General features: G+C 36.8%; 21 protein-coding genes and 3 pseudogenes. 7 read left to right on the forward strand and 17 right to left on the reverse strand.

What is annotated here, in order from left to right; translation table 11 throughout:
• Positions 1 to 45: 45 nt before the first annotated feature.
• The 4 genes and pseudogenes from A9G24_RS08825 to ilvI all read right to left on the reverse strand — a co-directional run.
• Positions 46 to 195, reverse strand: a pseudogene (locus tag A9G24_RS08825) (MFS transporter TsgA); the annotation flags it as partial.
• 88 nt (positions 196 to 283) lie between these two features.
• Positions 284 to 835 (reverse strand): annotated as a pseudogene (locus tag A9G24_RS08830) (phosphorylase family protein); the annotation flags it as partial.
• A 446-nt stretch (positions 836 to 1,281) separates the two neighbouring features.
• Positions 1,282 to 1,776, reverse strand: a complete 495-nt coding sequence (gene ilvN, locus A9G24_RS08835; RefSeq protein ID WP_065586122.1) for an acetolactate synthase small subunit — start codon at positions 1,774 to 1,776, stop codon at positions 1,282 to 1,284.
• On the reverse strand, positions 1,776 to 3,494 hold the full coding sequence (ilvI, locus tag A9G24_RS08840) for an acetolactate synthase 3 large subunit (RefSeq protein ID WP_065638683.1): 1,719 nt from the start codon (positions 3,492 to 3,494) through the stop codon (positions 1,776 to 1,778). Before ilvI ends, ilvN begins: the two co-directional genes overlap by 1 nt.
• A 283-nt stretch (positions 3,495 to 3,777) precedes the next feature.
• Between ilvI and ygfZ the strand changes: the two genes are divergently transcribed.
• Positions 3,778 to 4,653, forward strand: a complete 876-nt coding sequence (gene ygfZ / locus A9G24_RS08845; protein ID WP_065638684.1) for a tRNA-modifying protein YgfZ — start codon at positions 3,778 to 3,780, stop codon at positions 4,651 to 4,653.
• A 70-nt stretch (positions 4,654 to 4,723) separates the two neighbouring features.
• Here ygfZ and A9G24_RS08850 read toward each other — a convergent pair whose 3' ends face one another.
• The 5 genes from A9G24_RS08850 to ppdD all read right to left on the reverse strand — a co-directional run bounded on the left by A9G24_RS08850 (position 4,724) and on the right by ppdD (position 10,220).
• Complete coding sequence (locus tag A9G24_RS08850) at positions 4,724 to 5,881, reverse strand: M20 aminoacylase family protein (RefSeq protein ID WP_065638685.1); 1,158 nt, start codon at positions 5,879 to 5,881, stop codon at positions 4,724 to 4,726.
• Positions 5,882 to 6,717: 836 nt separating this feature from the next.
• The gene (locus A9G24_RS08855; RefSeq protein ID WP_065638686.1) at positions 6,718 to 7,467 is read right to left on the reverse strand and encodes a prepilin peptidase; all 750 of its coding nucleotides are present in this window, start codon (positions 7,465 to 7,467) and stop codon (positions 6,718 to 6,720) included.
• Entirely contained in the window at positions 7,467 to 8,642 is a 1,176-nt protein-coding gene (gene hofC / locus A9G24_RS08860) for a protein transport protein HofC (RefSeq protein ID WP_065638687.1), read from the reverse strand. The genes A9G24_RS08855 and hofC overlap by 1 nt, the downstream gene beginning before the upstream one ends.
• The gene (locus A9G24_RS08865; protein ID WP_065638688.1) at positions 8,642 to 9,748 is read right to left on the reverse strand and encodes an ATPase, T2SS/T4P/T4SS family; all 1,107 of its coding nucleotides are present in this window, start codon (positions 9,746 to 9,748) and stop codon (positions 8,642 to 8,644) included. The genes hofC and A9G24_RS08865 overlap by 1 nt, the downstream gene beginning before the upstream one ends.
• Positions 9,749 to 9,788: 40 nt before the next feature.
• Complete coding sequence (ppdD, locus tag A9G24_RS08870; RefSeq protein WP_065638689.1) at positions 9,789 to 10,220, reverse strand: prepilin peptidase-dependent pilin; 432 nt, start codon at positions 10,218 to 10,220, stop codon at positions 9,789 to 9,791.
• 201 nt (positions 10,221 to 10,421) lie between these two features.
• Here ppdD and ampD point away from each other — a divergent pair.
• Positions 10,422 to 10,967: pseudogene (gene ampD, locus A9G24_RS13360) on the forward strand (1,6-anhydro-N-acetylmuramyl-L-alanine amidase AmpD); the annotation flags it as partial.
• A complete protein-coding gene (locus tag A9G24_RS13365) occupies positions 10,950 to 11,273 on the forward strand; it encodes a YqcC family protein (RefSeq protein ID WP_442902761.1) in 324 nt (107 codons plus the stop codon). The pseudogene ampD and the gene A9G24_RS13365, both read left to right, overlap by 18 nt.
• Before the next feature lie 63 nt (positions 11,274 to 11,336).
• Here the strand turns inward: A9G24_RS13365 and mltG are convergent, their stop codons facing one another.
• From mltG to A9G24_RS08890, 3 genes are all read right to left on the reverse strand, one after another.
• Complete coding sequence (gene mltG / locus A9G24_RS08880) at positions 11,337 to 12,359, reverse strand: endolytic transglycosylase MltG (protein WP_065638691.1); 1,023 nt, start codon at positions 12,357 to 12,359, stop codon at positions 11,337 to 11,339.
• A gap of 7 nt (positions 12,360 to 12,366) precedes the next feature.
• Complete coding sequence (gene alr / locus A9G24_RS08885; protein ID WP_065638692.1) at positions 12,367 to 13,452, reverse strand: alanine racemase; 1,086 nt, start codon at positions 13,450 to 13,452, stop codon at positions 12,367 to 12,369.
• Positions 13,453 to 13,661: 209 nt separating this feature from the next.
• Entirely contained in the window at positions 13,662 to 13,991 is a 330-nt protein-coding gene (locus tag A9G24_RS08890) for a nitrous oxide-stimulated promoter family protein (protein WP_065638693.1), read from the reverse strand.
• Between the two features lie 71 nt (positions 13,992 to 14,062).
• Here A9G24_RS08890 and A9G24_RS08895 point away from each other — a divergent pair, with 71 nt between their 5' ends.
• Positions 14,063 to 14,893, forward strand: a complete 831-nt coding sequence (locus A9G24_RS08895; protein WP_065638694.1) for a shikimate 5-dehydrogenase — start codon at positions 14,063 to 14,065, stop codon at positions 14,891 to 14,893.
• Between the two features lie 51 nt (positions 14,894 to 14,944).
• Here the strand turns inward: A9G24_RS08895 and ycaO are convergent, their stop codons facing one another.
• Positions 14,945 to 16,708 carry a 30S ribosomal protein S12 methylthiotransferase accessory factor YcaO gene (gene ycaO / locus A9G24_RS08900; protein ID WP_065638695.1) on the reverse strand — a complete coding sequence of 588 codons (1,764 nt, stop codon included), beginning with the start codon at positions 16,706 to 16,708 and terminating at the stop codon, positions 14,945 to 14,947.
• 127 nt (positions 16,709 to 16,835) lie between these two features.
• Here ycaO and A9G24_RS08905 point away from each other — a divergent pair, with 127 nt between their 5' ends.
• Positions 16,836 to 17,192 (forward strand): DUF4282 domain-containing protein, encoded by a 357-nt coding sequence (locus A9G24_RS08905; protein WP_194240620.1) that lies wholly within the window; start codon positions 16,836 to 16,838, stop codon positions 17,190 to 17,192.
• 98 nt (positions 17,193 to 17,290) lie between these two features.
• Here the strand turns inward: A9G24_RS08905 and tsaD are convergent, their stop codons facing one another.
• Genes tsaD through coaE form a run of 4 tightly spaced genes read right to left on the reverse strand, consistent with a single transcriptional unit; the run spans position 17,291 to position 19,919 of the window.
• Positions 17,291 to 18,316, reverse strand: a complete 1,026-nt coding sequence (gene tsaD, locus A9G24_RS08910) for a tRNA (adenosine(37)-N6)-threonylcarbamoyltransferase complex transferase subunit TsaD (RefSeq protein WP_065638696.1) — start codon at positions 18,314 to 18,316, stop codon at positions 17,291 to 17,293.
• Positions 18,316 to 18,534: a DNA gyrase inhibitor YacG gene (gene yacG, locus A9G24_RS08915; RefSeq protein WP_065638697.1), complete on the reverse strand. Its 219-nt coding sequence runs from the start codon at positions 18,532 to 18,534 to the stop codon at positions 18,316 to 18,318. The genes tsaD and yacG overlap by 1 nt, the downstream gene beginning before the upstream one ends.
• A 37-nt stretch (positions 18,535 to 18,571) precedes the next feature.
• Complete coding sequence (zapD, locus tag A9G24_RS08920; RefSeq protein ID WP_065638698.1) at positions 18,572 to 19,309, reverse strand: cell division protein ZapD; 738 nt, start codon at positions 19,307 to 19,309, stop codon at positions 18,572 to 18,574.
• Positions 19,310 to 19,313: 4 nt separating this feature from the next.
• Complete coding sequence (gene coaE, locus A9G24_RS08925) at positions 19,314 to 19,919, reverse strand: dephospho-CoA kinase (RefSeq protein WP_065638699.1); 606 nt, start codon at positions 19,917 to 19,919, stop codon at positions 19,314 to 19,316.
• Positions 19,920 to 20,173: 254 nt separating this feature from the next.
• Here coaE and lexA point away from each other — a divergent pair, with 254 nt between their 5' ends.
• Entirely contained in the window at positions 20,174 to 20,800 is a 627-nt protein-coding gene (gene lexA, locus A9G24_RS08930) for a transcriptional repressor LexA (RefSeq protein ID WP_065638700.1), read from the forward strand.
• Between the two features lie 92 nt (positions 20,801 to 20,892).
• On the forward strand, positions 20,893 to 21,273 hold the full coding sequence (locus A9G24_RS08935) for a hypothetical protein (protein ID WP_065638701.1): 381 nt from the start codon (positions 20,893 to 20,895) through the stop codon (positions 21,271 to 21,273).
• Positions 21,274 to 21,389 lie beyond the last annotated feature (116 nt).

The raw sequence follows: 21,389 nt of genomic DNA on the forward strand, positions 1-21,389 counted from the left end.
ATAATAAAAGCAAATTACTCCCGTCTTAATCGGTAGCACCACCGTTAATAAAGAAAAGATAAATGCAACTGTATTGATATCAGCTTTAAAACATTGTGCAATCGGTTTTATTAACATACCAAATTGGCTGGCAAAACCAGCCATAATAAAATTAGCCAGAAAACTAATTAATGTGAGTGATCGCTTATTTTTCATAATATTATCCTGAAAAATGATTTAGCATGATAATTTAAGATTGAATGGCAACCTGTAAGGCTAGTTTAATCATATTGTTAAATGTTAGTTATCTCTCTTCAGCAGAGGTTTCTTCACCAGTTAGGCAGTGGTCAGAAACCGTTAAAATGACTAAAGACTCAATATTAAATTGTTGAGCAATACCATATAAACCAGCCACCTCCATATCGAAGCCTAAAACACCTGATTTTTCTAAAGAACTAATTAACGATTCATCAGGATCATAATAAAGATCATCACTAAAGACATTGCCAGCTTTAATAGGAATATTCATAATTTTAGCAGTTTCATAAGCATTGTGTAATAAAGAAAAAGTAGCAGGAGTAGCAATATTATAACCACTTGCTCTTTTTTGATTAGTCATTGAATCAGTACCAACAGCAACCGCTAAAATAACATCACGCATTTTTCCGCTATGCTGTGTTACACCTAAACTACCGATACGAATAATACGCTTTACATGAAAGTCATTGATTAATTCATGCACATAAAGCGTAATTGACCAAATCCCCATTCCGTGTTCCATGACTGAAACTGGAATACCGTTATATATTCCAGTATAACCTAACATGTTACGTACATTACAAATTTGCTTTGCATCTATTTCTGCAACGTTAAAATCTAAAATATGGAGGTACATGTTATAAGGAAAAAAGAGGTTTCTTCAGTATTCGTATATAAACTATGACGGACACAGTTTCCAACTATCTTTGATACCTCTAAATCAATTAATGATGATCGATATTTATACGGAAATACTAACCATTTATTATTCAGATAAGGTTCTAAAAGTTCAAATTCATTTTCGGTTAATTTTCTTATTGATATGCGATCATTAATGACATCCATTAAATTTTTCTTATTTATATGTCTTTTTTAGCTATAACTAACCCAAGAAAATATAGCAAGGCCTATCAAAAAAATCTTAATTAACCAATAAAACTCCATTTTACTATTTTCCTTATATTATTTTTTTCTAATATTTTAAATAACATTAAGGCGCTTTATGCGCCTTAATGTTATTTAAAATGCTAATAATGGATATCACTATTTAACTGTTTTTTCACTACGTGATAAACCAATAATCCCTGAGCGTACAGTTTCGACAATATTACAAGTTTCGCGAATTGAAGCTAAAAATGAGTCTAGTTTTTCACTCGTACCTGATAATTGTACGATGTAATGTGTTGCGGTCACATCGACAATCGATCCCCTAAAAATATCGGCACAACGTTTTACTTCGTCACGCGCATCAGAACCTTTTGCTGCAACTTTTACTAGCATGATTTCACGCTCTACATGTGGCCCTTCGGTTAAATCATGCACACGATAAACATTAACCAATTTATGCAACTGTTTTTGGATCTGTTCAAGCACATGCTCATCACCCGTTGTTTGTATTGTCATACGATGCATAGTTGGGTCTTCAGTTTGCGCGGTGGTAATTGTTTCAATATTAAAACCACGTTGTGAAAATAAGCCAATTATTCTTGATAATGCGCCGGGTTCGTTCTCAGTTAAAATTGATAATATATAACGCATTAGGTTCTCTCCGTTTTACTAAGCCACATTTCGTTCATTGCGCCACCTCGCACTTGCATTGGGTACACATGTTCAGTTGCATCGGTCATGACATCAACAAAAACCAAACGATTTTTAATGGCTAATGCTTGTTTTAGTTTTGGTTCAAGTTCTTCACGCTTGGTTATAACCATTCCAACATGGCCATAAGCTTCTGCAATTTTGGCAAAATCAGGTAAAGATTCCATATAAGAACTGGAGTGCCGACCAGCATAAATCATATCTTGCCACTGCTTAACCATGCCTAAAAAACGGTTGTTTAAATTTAACACCAGTACGGGCAAACCATATTGCAATGCGGTTGATAGCTCTTGAATATTCATCTGAATACTACCATCACCTGTTATGCACACAACGGTTTTTTTAGGGAATGCTAATTTAACCCCAAGCGCTGCTGGCAAACCGAATCCCATAGTGCCAAGTCCACCCGAGGTAATAAAGTGACGCGGTTTGTCAAATGGGTAATAAAGTGCCGTGAACATTTGATGTTGCCCCACATCAGTTGCCACAAAGGCATCCCCTTTGGTCAATTTGTATAATACTTCGATTGCTTCTTGCGGTTTGATGCTTTCACCGTCATGACGATAAGCCAAACAGTGACGAGCTCGCCAATGTTCGATCTTCTTCCACCAATCGATCAACGCATCAAGATCACGTTCGGCAGAGGACTCATCTAACATTGATAACATGGTTTCAAGAACAACCCTGGCATCACCCACCACCGGAATTGAAACCAAAATAGTTTTAGAAATTGAAGTTGGATCAATATCAACATGAATAATTTTGGCTTTTGGGCAATATTTTTCAACATTGTTGGTGGTTCGATCATCAAAGCGCGCACCGATTGCAAAAATCACATCAGCATTATGCATAGCCATATTGGCTTCATAAACCCCATGCATACCAATCATGCCAAGGTAATGTTTGTCGGTCCCCGGAAAGGCGCTAATGCCCATCAACGTTGAAGCAACTGGTAGATTGAGTTTTTCTGCAAGTGTTTTAATTTCGCTACTTGCGTCGGCAGCAATTACACCACCACCAATAAACAATACTGGCTTTTTAGCAGATAATAATGTGGTTAGGGCTTTTTTGATCTGTTTTTTATGGCCTTGAATAGTTGGATTATAAGATCGCATGAAAACAGAATTTGGGTAGTGATAATTATATTTGTTCGCAGGATTAACAATATCTTTTGGCAAATCAATCACCACTGGCCCTGGCCTACCAGTCGAGGCGATATAAAACGCTTTTTTGATGGTTTCTGGAATATCTTTACTGTTTTTAACTAAAAAACTGTGTTTAACAATTGGGCGAGAAATGCCTATCATGTCACATTCTTGGAATGCATCGTTACCAATGAGATTACTGGCAACTTGTCCAGACAATATAACCAGCGGTACCGAATCCATATAAGCTGTTGCAATGCCGGTAATCGTGTTGGTCGCCCCAGGGCCTGATGTTACTAAAACTACACCAACATCGCCTGTTGCTCTGGCGTAACCATCGGCCATATGTACGGCAGCCTGTTCATGACGAACTAAAATATGCTCAATACCACCTAATGTGTGAATGGCATCATAAATATCAAGAACACTACCACCGGGATAACCAAATATCTGTTTTACTCCTTGGTCAATCAAAGATTGAATAACCATCTCTGCGCCTGACAGTTTTGCCATGGTTGTTGCCTCCAATGAAACTAATTAGTCATTTAGTGATTCATTTTGCATCAACTTGTAAGCAAAATCAATAAAGTCAATTAGCTAAGTTCATTACAAATAAAATTGAGCACTCACAATATTAATTTTTGATAGATTATGAATAATATCCATAATCTATCAATTTTATTTAAATATTTCTGATTGATTTTATTGTTATTTTTTTATTTTTTATATACACTCAGCACCTAAGTACTTCTAGTCATAACAGTACTAGAATTCTTCATTACCCAAAGGTACCAATATGAGCAATATTTCATCTAAACCAACCTCACTTGCGGACTGGCAATTAGTTAAAGTTACTGGCGAGGATAACCGTATTTTTCTGCAAGGGCAAATAACCAACGACATTAACCGACTTTCCGAACAATCCACGCTCTATGCCGCTCATTGCGACAATAAAGGCAGAGTGTTGAGTACTTTATTATTATTTCAACGCGGTAACGATATTTACTATATTGAGCGTAAAAGCGTTGTAAAAAAACAGATTGCCGAACTTGCAAAATACGCCGTTTTTTCTAAAGTGGCTATCGAACCAGTCCAAGATTTAAATATTATCGGTTTGGTCGGTGATGCAATTCCTCCAGCAATTACTGCAAAATTAAGTGATACAAGCTGTTTTACTGAAAATAACATCACCTATATCAAAGTACCTTTACCAGAAATGCGCGTTATTATGGTCACGCCAGAACCTATTGCGGATGATTTAAATCCATGCTGTGAGTGGTTAAAACTTGATTTGCAAGCGGGTTATCCTATTATTGATGATAGCAATATGGCAATTTTATTACCACAAGCCTGTAACTTACAATCTTATGACGCAATTAGCTTTGAAAAAGGCTGCTACTGTGGTCAAGAAATGGTCGCTAGAGCACAGTTTCGCGGTGCTAACACTCGTGGAATGTATGTAATAAAAGGCACTAGTGACGTTCTTCCTAAAATTGGCAGTACACTCGAATATAAACTTGCTGGTGGTTGGCGAGAAGGTGGACTAGTATTAGCCGCGGCAAAACTTGATGACAAAGACGGCGTTTGTGTCCAAGTCGTACTTAATAATGGAATTGATTTAAATACGCCATTTAGAGTTTGTGGAAACGATAATAGCCGAATGACGTTTTAATTATTTTTTGACCAACCGGCTGGACTAACATCACGTTTATTCCAGCCGTCCTTGTGCCTACCGTTTTAGCTTAGTTCGCAAGTTCTTGGTTAACAATTTCAATAAAATAGCTTACGCCAGTTGTTAGCACTTCATCATTGAAGTTAAAGGCTGGATTATGTAAGTTGGCACCTTTACCTGCGCCTAGCCAAACGTACACACCCGGTATTTTTTGCAGCATAAAAGCAAAATCTTCTGATCCCATTGAAGGAAGAGGATCAATAATTACGTTATCTTGCCCAACGATTTTTTTAGCCGCAGTGATAGCGATATCGGCTTGTTTAGCGTAATTAATCGTCGCTGGGTAACGGCGTTGATAATCAACTTCAGCCTTGGCTTCAAATGTTGTAGCAATACCTGTTGCTATTTGTTTAATGCGACTTTCAGCCATATCTTGCACTTGGGCGCTAAATGTTCTAACCGTGCCTCGAATCACCGCTTCTTGCGGTAACACATTCCAAGTATCACCGCTGTGAATTTGCGTTACGCTAACGACCAACGAACTTAAAGGATCGGCATTACGACTAACAATGCTTTGTAAACCATTAACGATTTGTGTGGCAGTTAGTATCGTATCTTTGCCCAAATGAGGAGCTGCTGCATGAGCACCAACACCCGTTATTTTAATTTCAAAAACATCATACGAAGCCATCATAGGTCCATGGTTAATATAAAAGTGATTTAATTCCATATTAGGCTGATTATGAATGCCATACACCGCTTCAATTGGAAATCGTTCAAATAAACCATTTTCAACCATAACACGTGCCCCGCCCTCGTTTTCTTCAGCAGGTTGAAAAACGACCACAACAGTGCCCGCAAAATCACGGTTTTCACTCAAATACTTAGCCGTGCCGAGCAACATAGCAGTATGTCCATCATGACCACACGCATGCATTTTGCCATGCGTGGTTGAGCAATAATCGATAGTATTTTCTTCAATAATATCTAATGCATCAATATCAGCTCGAAGTGCAATCCACCGCCCTTCTTGATTACCTTTAATAATGCCAACAACGCCCGTTGGTGCAAAATCAGTATATAACTCAGTAATACCAAACGATTGCAGTTTGTCGATAATAAATTTGGTGGTGTTAACTTCTTCGAAAGCGGTTTCGGGATGAGCATGAATATGATGGCGCCACGCGATCATTTCGCTTTTTAGTTGATTAATACTATTTGATATCATGAATGATTCCTTAATTAGTGACTAAATTACAGCATAACACGCTGATTTAGCTAGCACTATAACGCGATTTTCACTTTTATAAAAATAACTAATTTTACTATGGATATCAATTTTGGTTATATGTTGCATATTTTGAACAAAATAATAACTTTATGCACTTTTAACACAATATTGATTAACAAAGATTGACTGAAACGTAAGGTTTTCTGAAACTTTTTAACAACAATTTCAAGTAACAATCATATGCTGGAATTACTCGTGTTATTTACAGTAATTCAAGAAACGGCTGTAATAAATAGGCATCACACCGCTTCTCAGACAAGGAATATAGTCTTTATATCCATAAAGTAAAATCACCGTCACCAATTGGGCTAACGGTTTTATGTTGGTCGTCCATTTATAACGCTGAAAGATCTCATAGACATTAAATAGCCTGACGCCATTGCATATCAAACACGAAAGCAGACTACGTAATTTTCTACATCAGTAGTGTGCTCGCTATAGGATATTTACACAACTATTTACATTTTAGGCTCTATTTTTTGTAAAAAATATTCAGGATTCTATACCGTTTGGTGATTAATTGAGACTCCACTATATTTATTTGTTGAATAACGTATGATGACTATTGTATCAATCAAACATTCACGAAAACTGCCAGCTCTCAAATGAATGGGTAAGCTGAAAGCGTGATATGTGCTTTAAATGGCGATATAGCATAATCAGCACATAGTTAGCGATTCAAAAGACAAAAGGTTAAGCGATTTTCGACAAAGCGCCTTATAAGTTTTTAGTAGGTTATTGTAATCATAAAATGTAAACCAGCCGATGTTTCCCTACAAATAATAATAGTTCACATAACCCGATATTAATAAAAAAGGACCAAATGGAATAATCTTTGTAAGATTTTGATTGAGTGCATATCGCAAAAAAAGATAATACACAACCCCCAATAATGAAGCAAAAAATAACAGCAGGGGTAATAAAGTATAAGGTAACCAAGCTCCCAATGCGGCAAGTAGTTTGATATCCCCACCACCTAATCCCTCTTTTTTAGAGATTAAATAAAATAATGTAGCAGGTATTTTTAATAATAAATACCCCCAAAAAATGCCCAGTAAAGCATCGGCTAACTCAAGGTTTGTGATGTTAAAATAGGCAAGCATAACACCTACCCACATCAACGGTTGTGTAAACATATCAGGTAATAAATAATATTTAAAATCAATCAACGCCAACAGTAAAAAATAGCAGCCAAGAAGCATTAAGATGTAACTTTGAAAATGCATACCTTTATCGACATAGATTATAGTAAATAAACCAGCGACAAATAATTCGACACTAACATAGCGTAACGAAATCTTGGCATTGCAGTTATAACAACGACTTCTTAAGATAAACCAAGAAACAACTGGCAACAATTGCCAAAACTCGAGTTTATTATGACAATGTGGACAAGCGGATCGCTGAACGCTAATACAACATAAATACTGAAATGTGGACATTGATGGCAAATAACGACAATAAGCAACATAAACAAAACTACCCATGCAAAGCCCCAAACAGATGATCATAAACATTAGCATTAGTGAATCACCTCGCCCATTTGAAAAATAGGCAAATACATCGCCACAATTAAACTGCCAATAATCAAGGCTAACACTAGCATTAATAATGGTTCAAAAGCTTGCGATAAGTTATCAGTTAAGGTCTGATTTTGCTCTTGATAATAGGTTGCTAGCTTATCAAGCATTAAATCTAACGTGCCCGACTGTTCACCCACATGAATTAATTGTGAGCATAAATTAGGAAAGTGTAATTGTTGATGCAGTACATGACTAAATGAATGGCCTTGCTCAATACCAGCAATAATTTGTGAAATACTATCACGATAAAGACTATAATAAGTAGTATTACCGGCTGCGACTAAACCTGTTAATAACGGTATTCCTGCTTTTTGGGTAATTGCAATGGTTTGAAAAATTTGGGTTAAGCAACTGGTTTGAATCACTTTACCCATAAAGGGGCATTTGATTACTATCGCTTCAATTTCACGACGATAGCGCACTTTAAAATAGTGTTGATAGCCAAAATAACCGATAAAAAATACCGTGCACCAAATTAACCAATTTTGTTGTAAATAATTAGAAAAATCGATAACCAATTGTGTGAAAGCTGGCAACTTGGCATCGAAATCCTGATAAATATCCGAAAATTTTGGCAAAACAAATAACAACATCACCAAACTAACGATCATCGCTACAGATAATAAAAACAGTGGGTAACGCATCGCCTTTTTTAGACTTTTTTGTAAGTTAATTGATTTTTCAAGTAATAACGCTAACTGGGCAAAACTTTCATCAAGTTGTCCTGTTAGCTCTCCAGTTGCAATAATCTCGCAATACAGCGCAGAAAATACCGAGTGATGTTGCTGTAATACTTGAGATAAAAACTCACCTTTAGCAATTTGCTGTTTAATATCAAGTAACAGATATTGCCAGTGCGGTTTAGTTTGTTCTTGGGCAAGCAACTGTAATGTATCAATGATGGATAACCCCGCCTTTAACATGGTCGCTAATTGTTTAGTAATAATCAGCAGATCGGCACGATTAAAACTGTGTGCGGTAATAATATTGCCTGCTTTAATTTTAATGGCAATTTTACCTTGCAACAATAACTGCCGTTTAACAGCTTGTGACGATTTAGCGATGATTTTGTGCTGGTTAAAATCTAAATCATACCAATAATAAAGCCTTTTCATTATGTATCACCTAATACACGGTTTAATTCAGCTAGTGTTGTCATTCCCTGTTTAACTAATTTTTGCCCAGCCGTTTTTAACGAAGTCATATTCGCCGGCAAAACAACTTGATTAGCTAATATTTGCTTTTGCATGTCAGGCGTAATGACTAAAAGTTCGTATAATCCAACCCGTCCTTTATATCCACCAATACACCTTAGACAGCCCGAAGCTACATAATGTGGCACTTGTTCGTTGTCTAACTTAATTAGTTCTCTTGCCACCACCTTGCAGTGAGGACACAATTTCCGTACTAGCCGCTGGGCGATGACTAATTTTAAACTTGATGAAAGTAGATAATTTTCAATACCCATTTGATTTAAGCGAGTTATTGCCTCGACACTTGAATTAGTATGCAAAGTTGATAGAACTAAATGCCCTGTCTGCGCAGCTTGAATAGCAATTTCGGCAGTTTCACGATCGCGAATTTCACCTATCATCATCACATCGGGATCTTGTCGTAATAAGGCTCGTAATACAATAGCAAACGTCAAACCGGCCTTAAGGTTGATAGCGGTTTGATTAATGCCCTCAAGGGGAATTTCAATAGGGTCTTCAACACTACAAATATTACGTTCGGTTTTATTTAACCGTTTTAATCCGCTATATAATGTGACTGTCTTACCACTACCAGTGGGTCCGGTAACTAAAATCAATCCTTGAGGATAGTGCAAAATTTGCTTGAATGTTAAAAGGTCAGCGTCAGTTAAACCCAAATCATTTATTGTTAGTTCTGATTCATGATTATCCATTACTCTTAAGACAATTTTTTCACCATTCATTACGGGTAAAGTTGCCATACGCATTGTGTAACGGTCAATAACCAATTGCCCATCTTGTGGCAATCGATGCTCAGCAATATTTAACTTGGACATAATTTTTAATCGGGCTGTTATCTGTTTGGCCAGTGCAAGCGGTGGCGATAACATATCATGCAAAACTCCATCAATGCGCATGCGAATACGGTAACTGTGTTGATAAGGTTCAAAATGAATATCTGAAGCGCGCTTATCTAATGCTTCAAGCAGCAATTTATCAATACTTTCAATTAACTGTTCTTCTTGCATAATAACGCTTCCTTATCCATTAACGATTAAATGATGAATTTTAAAATTTGAAAATATCTTCACAAGCACTGGTTAAACTGGCATCGACTGGCGATGTGGTGCAAACGCGATTCCAATCTAAATTACCATGCGTAGCATTAATTGTTGGTGTCAGTGTGGTGGTTAACCCTGCTAAAGCACTGGTTCCAACTAAGGTAATCACGCCGTTATTGACCGTAATTGATGTTACATAGTTAGATGTTCGGCTTGCTGGTACCCCATTATTACCATTGCTACAATTGGCTAAACTACCTTGCTCAACAGCACAAATTTCGACAGCTGTTTTATACGTTGTCATGGTTTGCAGCATATCAGTCAGTGCGGCTTTTTTAACATATCCTTGATATGCAGGCACACCAATAGCCGTTAAGATAGCAATCACAATAATGGCAATCATAAGTTCAAATAATGTAAAACCCGATTGATTAGACATAAATACCTCGATAGTTTCTGTCAATGATTTAACACAAGAGCTTTATAGCAAAACAAAAAAATGGAATAATAGCGAAATAGTAAATTTGGAAATAAAAATCCATTACGCAATTCATTATTACGTTGTATGCTCAATTTTCGCGAAGCAGATCGCAAAACAAACAAATCCATACATCGGTTTATTAGATAAGTTGGAGTCAATATGTCCCTAAAAATTGTTAACGGTTGGTTACAAGGTATAAAACAAGTCGTTTCACCGTTTTATAATGAACGGCCAGCCAATAAACCGATTTCGTTACTTGTTATCCATAATATAAGCTTACCGCCCAATCAATATGGAGGACCTTATGTTGAACAATTATTTACTGGTCAACTCAATCCTAACAAGCATCCGTACTTTGCTTCAATTTATCAACTTGAAGTCTCAAGCCATCTGTTTATTCGGCGTGATGGCGAGATCATTCAATTTGTGCCATTTGATAAACGCGCTTGGCATGCGGGAAAATCCGTATTTGCAGGACAAGAAAATTGTAACGATTTTTCAATTGGTATTGAAATGGAAGGATGCGATAGTGACAACTTTACCGAACAACAATATCAGCAATTAGCGAACGTGACGTTATTATTACAACAAACTTATGCGATCCAAAACATCACTGGCCACAGCGATATTGCCCCAGATCGTAAAACTGACCCAGGCCCTTGTTTTGATTGGCAATATTATCGAAGTTTGTTAGCGCAAAAATCACAAGAACAAAAGCTACTCAATCAAATTGAGCAAATTATTGTAGAGTTACAAAAAATCAATTTATGGCAAATCACACCGCCAAAACCTGATGCCTTTTTAAGTCAACAACCCTTTGCGCTTGACACCATGCAAGCACACGAATGGTTGCAATGGATTTTTATTCCTCGAATGCAAGCTATCATTGATGCTAAAGGAAATCTCCCCAAATTTGCTCTGCATCCTTATTTTGAGGAAGCGCTAAAAGCGCAAGAGCAAGATGTTAATCATCTACTACATCTTATTAAGCAACTTGATGAATTAGCGTAATTTAATCACAAACAATTACCACATAACTATGCGGTAATTGTTGATTTTACTTTATTTTTAAGCCTAATTTCCATTGCTGGTTATTCGGCGATACTCACTTACTGCTTGCTGATGGTTGCCATAAGTGCTTGAGAATGTGTGTCCACCTGTGCCATTCGCGACAAAAAACAGATAATTGGTTTTAGCTGGGTGCGCTGCCGCCTCTAATGAAGCAAGACTAGGCATTGCAATTGGTGTTGGCGGTAATCCATCAATAACATAGGTATTATAGGGATTTTCAGTATCGGTTAAATCAACGCGTCTAATCGTGCCTTTATAGTTATCACCTAAACCATAAATAATTGTTGGATCAGTTTGCAACTTCATTTTGGCATTTAAGCGATTAACAAATACCGAAGCGACATTAGCACGCTCAGAACTAACTCCAGTTTCTTTTTCAATGATTGATGCAATAATTAGTAATTCATAAGGTGATTGATAAGGGAGATTACTATCGCGATTATCCCAAATTTTTTGTAGATTACTTTTCATCGTCATATGTGCACGCTTTAAGATATTAATATCTAAAGTGTCTGCGGTATAAAGGTAAGTATCTGGCGATAACCACCCTTCAAGCGATCCTTCAATACCTAATAACTTAGCAATCTCTTCATCTGTTTTGCCTGATAAAGTTTGCTGAATATAGGGTGTATTTTGAATTACTTTCAACCAATCTTTAGCTCGCTTACCTTCAACAAATTGAATTGAAAAATTGCTCTCTTTACCTGACACCAACAATTGCAAAAATTCTTCAACTGTCATATGCGGATGTAATTGGTAAGTTCCTGCTTTAATGGATCTTAATGATGGATTTAGCTTACACAAATAAGGCAGTAAATAAGCACTTTGCATTAATTGACTTTCTTTAATTTGCGCAACTAACTGGTACATGGATGTCCCTTTTTTCAAAACAAACATCTGGTTTTCGGTGGTGACTTGCATTTGCTGTTTCGAAAACTGTTGTAAAAAATAATAACCAATACTGATCGAACCACCCACAATGAATATCAGGGTAAGTAAAGTGTATAAAAATATTTTTTTAATCATAATTTATTTATCTACTATAGTGGATTTTTGCGCGTGAAGTTAAGCGCGTGATTAACTCGTAAGCACTAATGCCCGTGTGCTTAGCGATTTCTTCAACGGGGAGTTCTGGTCCCCAAAATATGACTTCGTCTCCAGGTTTTTCAAAGCTGTTGATGCCCAAATCAACCACAATCATATCCATTGAAACTCGGCCAACAATGGGCACTTTACGGCCATTAATCAAAACGGGGGTATTTTGCGGAATGTTGCGTGGATAGCCGTCACCATAACCCATCGCAACAACACCTAGTTTAGTTTCTTGCAAACTACACCAAGTCTGACCATAACCAACCGATTCGCCTTGTTTATGCTTTCGCACTGCGATTAATTCAGATTTAAATGTCATGGCTGGCTGTAGCCCGGCAATTGGTGAATCAAAAGGCGAAACGCCATATAAAGCAATGCCCTGACGCACAACATCACGCTGAGTATTTGGCCACGCCAATGTACCACCCGATGCGGCAATTGAACATTTGCCAATGAGTGACTTGTCATCAATTGACGCAATAAACTGATCAAACAGTTCAAGTTGCTTTAACGTTTGAGCAGAAGTAAGATCATCAGCCGAACTAAAATGGCTCATAATATTGATGGGCTTTCGAACCACAGAGCAACTGGCTAAGCGATAAAATTCATCTTTGGCTTCATCAAGACAAAAGCCGAGCCGATGCATACCGGTATCAAGTTTAAACCATGTAGTAATTTGATTTTCAAGGGGAAATGATAGCAATGTATCAATTTGCCATTTGCTGTGAATGGCGGGCTGAATATTAAAATCAATCAAATTATCTATATTATCATGCGGAAAAAATCCTTCCAAAGCTATAATTGGGGTATTAATACCCTTATTCCGTACTAATATTGCCTCAGATAGTCGCGATACACCAAAATAATCTACTTTATCACTTAACAACTGCGCAATCCCCTCGATACCATGCGAATAAGCGTTGGCTTTAATAATTGCAACTAGCTGACTATCAGGGGCTATTGTTTTGAGGTATTCAAGATTATGAATAACTGCTTGACGATTGACTTCAACAACTGCGATAGACATTTCTTGGATCCAAACTCTTATCAAATGATTATTGTAAATTTTGTTTTCAATAATAACAAATTTTTCTTAGTATACAAATCGGTTGAAATTCGATGCAATTTTAAGCATGAATATTGTTAATTAAATAACTTGACTAAATTCTAATATCAACTTTATGATAATTGACCATACATTTTGTGTTTTGCCACATAAAAATCGTTAACAATAAGTTATTTGTTCACCAAATTCTTATAAATATGCCTAAAGGCCATAATGGGGTGGTAAATCATCATTCTAGGACCAGCATAACGCATAACTTGTTTGATTTTTTGTTTATAATCTTTGCGATAACAATGTTTAGGACAACGCTCACACGTTGTTTTGGCTTCACCAAAACGACACATTGTTAAACGTTGCATAGCATATTGCAATAGATCATTGCATTCATTACATAACTGGTGGCGTGAAGTATGATGCTTTTGATGACAATATAAAAAAATCATTGCGCTCACTGTCGATTTTTCTTGCTGAATTTTAGGACCGGTATTGTTTGTAACCATAATGACATACACATTAATGAAGAAAGTGGTAAAATAAAATCATCAAACTATGATTACAAGGATTTATTGTAATGGCAAGAATTATCAATAAAGATACGATTGTTTGCATGTCCCTTTCAGCCAGACCAAGCAATTTCGGTACTCGCTTTCATAATTATTTGTATGAAAAACTCGATCTTAATTACTTATATAAAGCCTTTACTACCAATAATTTAAAAGATGCAATTTATGGCATTAAAGCCTTAGCGATTCGGGGTTGCGCCATTTCAATGCCTTATAAAGAAGCTTGCATTGAGTTTATTGATGAATTAGATGGTTCAGTAAAATCTATTCAATCAGTCAATACCATTGTTAACACCAATCATCATTTAAAAGCCTATAATACTGATTATATTGCGGTTGCCAAGCTCATTACAGAAAATAAAATCGATAATACAACGCCATTTGTGTTAAAAGGCAGTGGCGGTATGGCTAATGCAGTGATTGGTGCTTTTTATGATGCAGGATTTAAAAATGGCATGATTGCCGCACGTAATCAAACAAAAGGCGAAGCGTTAGCCAAACGCTACGGTTATAAATGGGTCAAAGATGAACAAGACATATTGCCAAAGCAAGCCAAACTAATTATTAATGTGACCCCAATTGGTATGCTTGGAGGCATTGAAGCAGAAGAGCTCGCATTCCCCTCAACCATGATAGAAAATGCTGATATTGTGTTTGATGTGGTTGCGTTACCCGTTGAAACACCAATGATAAAATATGCCCAAAAACTAAACAAAACGATTATTTCAGGTGCCGATGTCGCGGTGATTCAGGCGCTTGAACAATTTGTGTTATATACTGGCGTAACCCCCAGCAAAGAATTGGTAAAACAAGCAGGTGAATTTGCAAGGCAAGGTTAAATAGTGTTATTCATTCCACCGAGTATATCGGTGGAATTTAAACAAATAGGTTCACATCACCTGATGTAATTTGTTATACACAGCTAATAATTTCTGATGCATAGCAAATTGTTCTAAATTATCATTAGTTGTTTTATCGGCTGTAGCAGAATCTGCCAAGCCAAAAAATGTTTTTTCGCCATTAGCATATTGCCACATATCGTCAACACAAGCTTGACCATACATTTTATTAAATGCTGTTTGATAATTGTTAAACTGTTTTTTGTCACGTTGCAAAATAAAGTTAATCAGCGTTTGCAAGCAACGATAAGCGTGATTACGTGCTGGAGTAAATATAGACTCATTCATTTCAACCGTCCAATCAATCCATTGTTGTGCTTGCACTAAGTCTTTACCTGCCAATGCCAACATTGCTTTTAATTCACCAACACGCAATGTAAACCAAGCATTATCGTTACCGGTTGCAATGCCAAGCAGTTCACGAACGCGTGCATAATCATCAAGACCTTCGTCATCAAGTTGTTCAATAATGGCTAGGTACTGTTTAGCAGTGCGTTTTTGATAAGGTAACGACAAAATAAGATCACGCAGGCCAATTGCCATATTACTATTGGCAATTAAAAGATCTTCAGGGGGATAAATTTCAGACATGCCAACAGCCAAAATTCGGCAAGCATAAACACCAAGATGCTCATAGTCCATAATTAACACTTCAGTATTGTGACGAGTAAAAATAGCCATTAAATTAGCAAATTCTTGCTCAGTTGTCCCCGAAAAGTCCCAATCGACAAATTCATAATCAGCTTGCTCATTAAATAGATCCCATGAAATCAAACCGCTTGAATCAATAAAGTGCGTTTCTAAATTGCTAAGATCAGCAATCTCATCATTATCAAAACTTGGCGGTGAAAACACATCCAGATCTTTTAAACTGCGCCCTTGTAATAGCTCAGTCACAGTTCGTTCAAGTGCAACGCCAAAATTTGGATGTGCACCAAACGAGGCATAACATGTTACATTTTGCGGATTAAACAACACCACACAAATAACCGGAAACTCACCACCTAATGAAGCATCAAAACAATAAAGTGGAAAGCCTTCACTTTCAAGCGCATCAATGGCTGCCAAAACCGCTGGATAACGGTGAATAACTTCGGTTGGAATAATCGGTAAGCTAATGGCCTCGGCAATAATTTTGTTTTTTGTATAACGTTCAAAAATTTCCGATAACCCTTGCACTCGCGCTTCATTACGCGTATTACCGGCTGACATACCATTAGATGCATATAAATTAGCAATTAAATTAACAGGCACATAGACCGTTTGCTTGTCAGACTGTTGCTCAAACGGTAATGCACAAATGCCACGCTTGCCATTACTTGATTGTAAATCAATTAAATCTGTTGCCCTTAACTCATGATCGGGATCATAAAACTTAAGGAGTTTTTGAGATAGTAATCCTTTAGGGAGGGAATTATCTTCAGGAATAGAAAACCATTTTTCGGACGGATAATGCACAAAATCAGCATTTGCAGCCTTTTTACCTAAATAAAAATCTGAAAAAAAGTAATTGGTTGATAATCGCTCAAAATACTCTCCCAAGGCCGATGCTAACGCCGCTTTTTTGCTTGCACCTTTACCATTAGCAAAACAGAGTGGGCACTTTGTATTTTGAATATGTACTGACCACACATTGGGCACAGGATTGAGCCAAGAAGCTTCTTTCACTTCTAAATCATATTTTGCTAATTGTTGCTGAAAATAGTTAATGGAATCTTCAAGGGCAGCATCTTTGCCCGGAATATAAGTTTTCATAAGTTAATCTCAAAATAATTTTATGTTATAATTGTTGCGCTTTACCGCTTTCAAGAATTTATCACTTTATACGCAAATATAAAAAAATAGAAGTAATAAAATTAATCCACCTAAATAAGGAAATAAAATGAACAAAAAAATAGATTTTAAAGATCTTACCATTAAAGATTTTTTCTTCTTTAATAAAATGTTAACACCTTCTTTTATCACTATCGTGTATTGGATCGCATTAGTTCTTATTGGCATTAGTGCGCTCACTATGATATTAGGTAGTTTTGCTGCGTTTGCTTATAGTTTCACTATGGGTTTAGTTGCTTTTTTTACTGGCATTATTACCTTGATTGTAGGCTTTATTTCAACTCGTATTGGTTTTGAATTGATTTGTGTACTATTTAATATTAATCACAATATTCAAAAATTAGCTAACGAAAACACGGATTCCGAAAAACAAGAAGAATCGTCTAGCTCCAATACTGTTAATTAATATCATTGATTTAACTATATAGGCAAAAAAAGCGGGAACTGATCCCCGCTTTTTTTGCTTTTGTTTTAATCAACATGTTTTTAAATCAAAATAATCGGTTAACCAGCATTAAGCTCGCTAAGTGGCCATCTTGGTCTAACATTGATCGCTAAATCTGAATACTGCCTCGCTTTTAAATGAATCATACCCGCATAGGCAATCATGGCCCCATTATCGGTACAAAATTCGAGTCGTGGATAATAAACTTGTCCTTTACGCTGACGCATCAGCTCAGTTAACCTATTACGCAGTGTTTGATTGGCGCTTACTCCACCAGCTATCACTAAATTTTTAAATCCAGTTTGATCAAGAGCTCGCCGCGATTTAATCACTAACGTATCAACCAAAGCATCTTCAAAGGCTCTAGCAATATCGGCTTGAGTTTGCGTATCAATCATATGATTATCACTATGTTGATGAATGATATTGGCAGCGGCAGTTTTAAGACCTGAAAAACTAAAATCCAGCCCAGGTCGATCGGTCATTGGCCGAGGAAAATGGAACCGATTCCCATTACCCTGCTCAGCTAATTTCGACAATTTGGCTCCTCCGGGATAATCTAAACCAAGCAATTTTGCTGTTTTATCAAAAGCTTCCCCTGCTGCATCGTCAATGGATTCACCAATAAGTTCATATTGACCAATACCCGTTACATTAATAAGCTGTGTATGTCCGCCCGAAACTAATAATGCCACAAAGGGAAATTCTGGTGGATTATCTTCAAGCATAGGAGCTAACAAATGCCCCTCCATATGATGGACTGCAACTGCGGGAACATCCCAAGCATAAGCCAGCGAACGCCCAATCGATGCACCAACCATTAAAGCACCAATTAAGCCTGGGCCTGCTGTATAAGCCACTCCATCAATATCTGCTGGCAGCAAATTTGCTTCTTTTAATGCTGCTTGAATTAAGGGTACGGTTTTACGAATATGATCGCGTGATGCAAGCTCAGGCACTACACCACCATAATCAGCATGTAACTTAATTTGCGAATAAAGCTGGTTTGCAAGCAAACCATTGGCATCATCATAAATGGCAATACCAGTTTCATCGCACGAGGTTTCAATACCTAAAATCTTCATCAATGTTTACCTGCAAAATCGGTAAGATCTTCTTCACTCCAAAGATCTTGTTCGGTGATGTCTTTATCGGCAATACGATGTTCTTCGGTTGCCCAATCGCCTAAATCAATAAGCTGGCAACGTTTGCTGCAAAATGGACGATAAGGACTCTCTTTGCTCCATTCAACTTTTTTTTGACAAGTTGGACAATTAACAAATGTGACTGTATTTTTATTCATTTCAACTCTTTTTTTCAATAATCAGCATTTAACGTTATTAGCAACAAGCTAACTCAAATTCAATGCCATCGCTATTAACGTTATCACTAGCATCAAGCGGTAAAAACCGAATACTATAGCGCGACATATGACCAGACACTTGGGGATAGACATTTTTATCTAACGAAACCCGAATACGAATCAAATTAACATCACCACTCGTTTCTTGAAAAAAGTTATTAGAACAAATAAATGGCTTAAACTCACCCATTTGTCTAATTAACTGCATATAACATGTTAGGGATTGTTCAAGAATTGACAGGTGTTGTAACCAATTTCTAACTTGAATATCGCGTCTTTCTTGCGGGATTTTCAGCCATAAATGGAACAAAGGCAAATCAAAACTACAACACCCTCCAGGGATCGTTAAACGTTGACGAATAGCAGTGATAAAACGGTCTTCTTTCAATGGCTGCCCTAAGCGCGTTGTCACATAAAATTGAGCTAAAAACTCATCAAACTGGTGAATCAAACTGTTAAGCAAATCATAGTCAACTCCATTAAACGTTAGCCACAAGGTTAACTTTTGTTTTTGTGATTCAAGCTCTTTCATCAGATCGCTTTTAACATCGTTACGTTCAATAATTTCTAACAACTCGGACAGTGCATGAAAAAAAATCAACGCATTATTTTGATCTAAATGGCAATGCGTATTTAATTGATTTAATAAAAATTCAATACGAAGCCAAGTGCGCATTTTTTCGTTTAATGGATGTTCAAAAATAATATTACTCATCTATCTAAATCTTACCATTAAAGTTATCTAAATATTGTTGATGCAATAAATTAACTTGTGCAGTTAGCGACACCAAATTGTCATCATTGACAATAATATCATCCGCATAAGATAAACGTTTTTTTAAAGACACTTGCGACAATATCATCTTTTTCGCTAATGACTCACTAATATTATCTCTTTTTACTAATCGCGCCAATTGTAACGACTCTGGAGCATCGATGATCAGCACCCGATCGGCCAAAGTATGCAAATTGTTTTCAATCAATAGCGGCACAACCCAAATCACATAGATTGAGCTTTGCATTGCAATTTGTTTTTGAGTTTCTTGTTGAATAATAGGATGCAACAAATGATTAAGCCAAAGTCGTTCATGGTCATTATTAAATATAATTTCACGTAGCTGACTGCGATCAAGTTCGCCATTAGCAAGCAAAATTTCTTGACTAAAATGCTTAACAATTTGATTAAACGCATCACTACCAACTTGCACAACTTGCCTTGCTATAAGGTCGGCATCAATAACTGGCACACCTAATTGGGCAAATAAATCGGCAATGGTGCTTTTACCGCTGGCAATCCCGCCACTGAGCGCAACAACATAAGGCATAAGGCAAATTCCAATCCAATAAAAAATTAGATTATTATAGCATATAAGTATATTGATTAAATAATGCAAAATACTGGCAGTAGTTTAGTTATTAATTCGCATCAAATGGGGGAAATTACTCACCTGATTACCCCACAATAATCACAATGCAAAAAATTTATCGCCAAATCAAAAATAAATTAAATAAAATAGTTGTTTTATATCATTAGCTGTATATAATTACATATATCTGTATATAAAAACAGGAATAAGTAATGAGACCGTTAACCGAACGTCAACAACAAATTTATAATTTAATAAAAGACAACATCCAAACCACCGGCATGCCACCCACTCGAGCCGAAATTGCTCAGAAATTAGGATTTCGCTCCGCTAACGCAGCTGAAGAACATCTTAAAGCGCTTGCCAAAAAAGGCGCGATCGAAATGATCGCAGGCTCATCACGCGGAATTCGCCTTTTGCTTGAAAGCCCAGTTGAGCAAAATGAACTAGCGGGATTACCGCTTATTGGGCAAGTCGCAGCGGGTTCGCCAATATTAGCGCAAGAACATATCGAAAGTCATTACCAAGTCGATCCATCACTGTTTAAACCCCATGCTGACTTTTTATTAAGAGTGCACGGTATGTCAATGAAAGACATCGGCATATTAGATGGTGACTTATTGGCTGTACATAAAACCCAAGATGTTAAAAACGGTCAAGTTGTGGTTGCTCGCATTGATGACGAAGTTACCGTTAAACGACTGTCACGCAAAGGCAAGCATGTTCACCTAATTGCCGAAAACAAAGAGTTCTCACCTATCGAAGTTGATTTAGAACAACAAAATTTTGCCATTGAAGGACTCGCTGTTGGTGTTATTCGTAACGGTTCTTGGATATAAATTTATGGTGTAAATATACACAATTGCAAGCATATAGAAGTATAGGTAAAGTTAGTATAAAATATCAGTTAACTAACGTGTGGGAGATGACTATGTGGCTATTTTGGTTATACGAATGTTTAGGACTTATTGCAGTTATAGTGCTCATTTGTGGATACTGCCGTTTTAGAGGGATAGGATTTTGGTCCTTTATTTGGAAGTATTTAAAATGGGTCACTTTAGCCGTACTCATTGTTTGGTTAGCTATTGCATTGCTTTGCCGAGGGGATTTATACAATGCGGCTCATTGCTATTTTAGAGGTGAAAGTATGCATGCAAACACCAAATATTCTATCTTTTTAGGCGAATGCCAAGTTGAAACACCTAGTGGCAGTTATGTTCCTATTGAACGAGCTAGAGCGTTACCCGGCTCAAATCACCATGATAGCGATAACAACAGCGACTCAACAAGCGAGTTTTATCCTGTTAATTAACACATTAGGAAATCAATAGAACAACTAAAAATCCAGCAAATGTTATCGCAACTGCTGGATTTTTTATTTTGATCGATTGAACAATACCATGATGAATGAATAGATAGAAGAATGTG

It is taken from the genome of Gilliamella sp. App6-5, from assembly GCF_001690525.1.
GTDB lineage: Bacteria > Pseudomonadota > Gammaproteobacteria > Enterobacterales > Orbaceae > Gilliamella > Gilliamella apicola_H.

What these genes read in the sequence shown, in the direction of transcription:
- ilvN (WP_065586122.1), bottom strand. Translation starts at nt 1,776, where the DNA reads ATGCGTTATATATTATCAATTTTAACTGAGAACGAACCCGGCGCATTA.
- ilvI (WP_065638683.1), bottom strand. Translation starts at nt 3,494, where the DNA reads ATGGCAAAACTGTCAGGCGCAGAGATGGTTATTCAATCTTTGATTGAC.
- ygfZ (WP_065638684.1), top strand. Translation starts at nt 3,778, where the DNA reads ATGAGCAATATTTCATCTAAACCAACCTCACTTGCGGACTGGCAATTA.
- A9G24_RS08850 (WP_065638685.1), bottom strand. Translation starts at nt 5,881, where the DNA reads ATGATATCAAATAGTATTAATCAACTAAAAAGCGAAATGATCGCGTGG.
- A9G24_RS08855 (WP_065638686.1), bottom strand. Translation starts at nt 7,467, where the DNA reads ATGCTAATGTTTATGATCATCTGTTTGGGGCTTTGCATGGGTAGTTTT.
- hofC (WP_065638687.1), bottom strand. Translation starts at nt 8,642, where the DNA reads ATGAAAAGGCTTTATTATTGGTATGATTTAGATTTTAACCAGCACAAA.
- A9G24_RS08865 (WP_065638688.1), bottom strand. Translation starts at nt 9,748, where the DNA reads ATGCAAGAAGAACAGTTAATTGAAAGTATTGATAAATTGCTGCTTGAA.
- ppdD (WP_065638689.1), bottom strand. Translation starts at nt 10,220, where the DNA reads ATGTCTAATCAATCGGGTTTTACATTATTTGAACTTATGATTGCCATT.
- mltG (WP_065638691.1), bottom strand. Translation starts at nt 12,359, where the DNA reads ATGATTAAAAAAATATTTTTATACACTTTACTTACCCTGATATTCATT.
- alr (WP_065638692.1), bottom strand. Translation starts at nt 13,452, where the DNA reads ATGTCTATCGCAGTTGTTGAAGTCAATCGTCAAGCAGTTATTCATAAT.
- A9G24_RS08890 (WP_065638693.1), bottom strand. Translation starts at nt 13,991, where the DNA reads ATGGTTACAAACAATACCGGTCCTAAAATTCAGCAAGAAAAATCGACA.
- A9G24_RS08895 (WP_065638694.1), top strand. Translation starts at nt 14,063, where the DNA reads ATGGCAAGAATTATCAATAAAGATACGATTGTTTGCATGTCCCTTTCA.
- ycaO (WP_065638695.1), bottom strand. Translation starts at nt 16,708, where the DNA reads ATGAAAACTTATATTCCGGGCAAAGATGCTGCCCTTGAAGATTCCATT.
- A9G24_RS08905 (WP_194240620.1), top strand. Translation starts at nt 16,836, where the DNA reads ATGAACAAAAAAATAGATTTTAAAGATCTTACCATTAAAGATTTTTTC.
- tsaD (WP_065638696.1), bottom strand. Translation starts at nt 18,316, where the DNA reads ATGAAGATTTTAGGTATTGAAACCTCGTGCGATGAAACTGGTATTGCC.
- yacG (WP_065638697.1), bottom strand. Translation starts at nt 18,534, where the DNA reads ATGAATAAAAATACAGTCACATTTGTTAATTGTCCAACTTGTCAAAAA.
- zapD (WP_065638698.1), bottom strand. Translation starts at nt 19,309, where the DNA reads ATGAGTAATATTATTTTTGAACATCCATTAAACGAAAAAATGCGCACT.
- coaE (WP_065638699.1), bottom strand. Translation starts at nt 19,919, where the DNA reads ATGCCTTATGTTGTTGCGCTCAGTGGCGGGATTGCCAGCGGTAAAAGC.
- lexA (WP_065638700.1), top strand. Translation starts at nt 20,174, where the DNA reads ATGAGACCGTTAACCGAACGTCAACAACAAATTTATAATTTAATAAAA.
- A9G24_RS08935 (WP_065638701.1), top strand. Translation starts at nt 20,893, where the DNA reads ATGTGGCTATTTTGGTTATACGAATGTTTAGGACTTATTGCAGTTATA.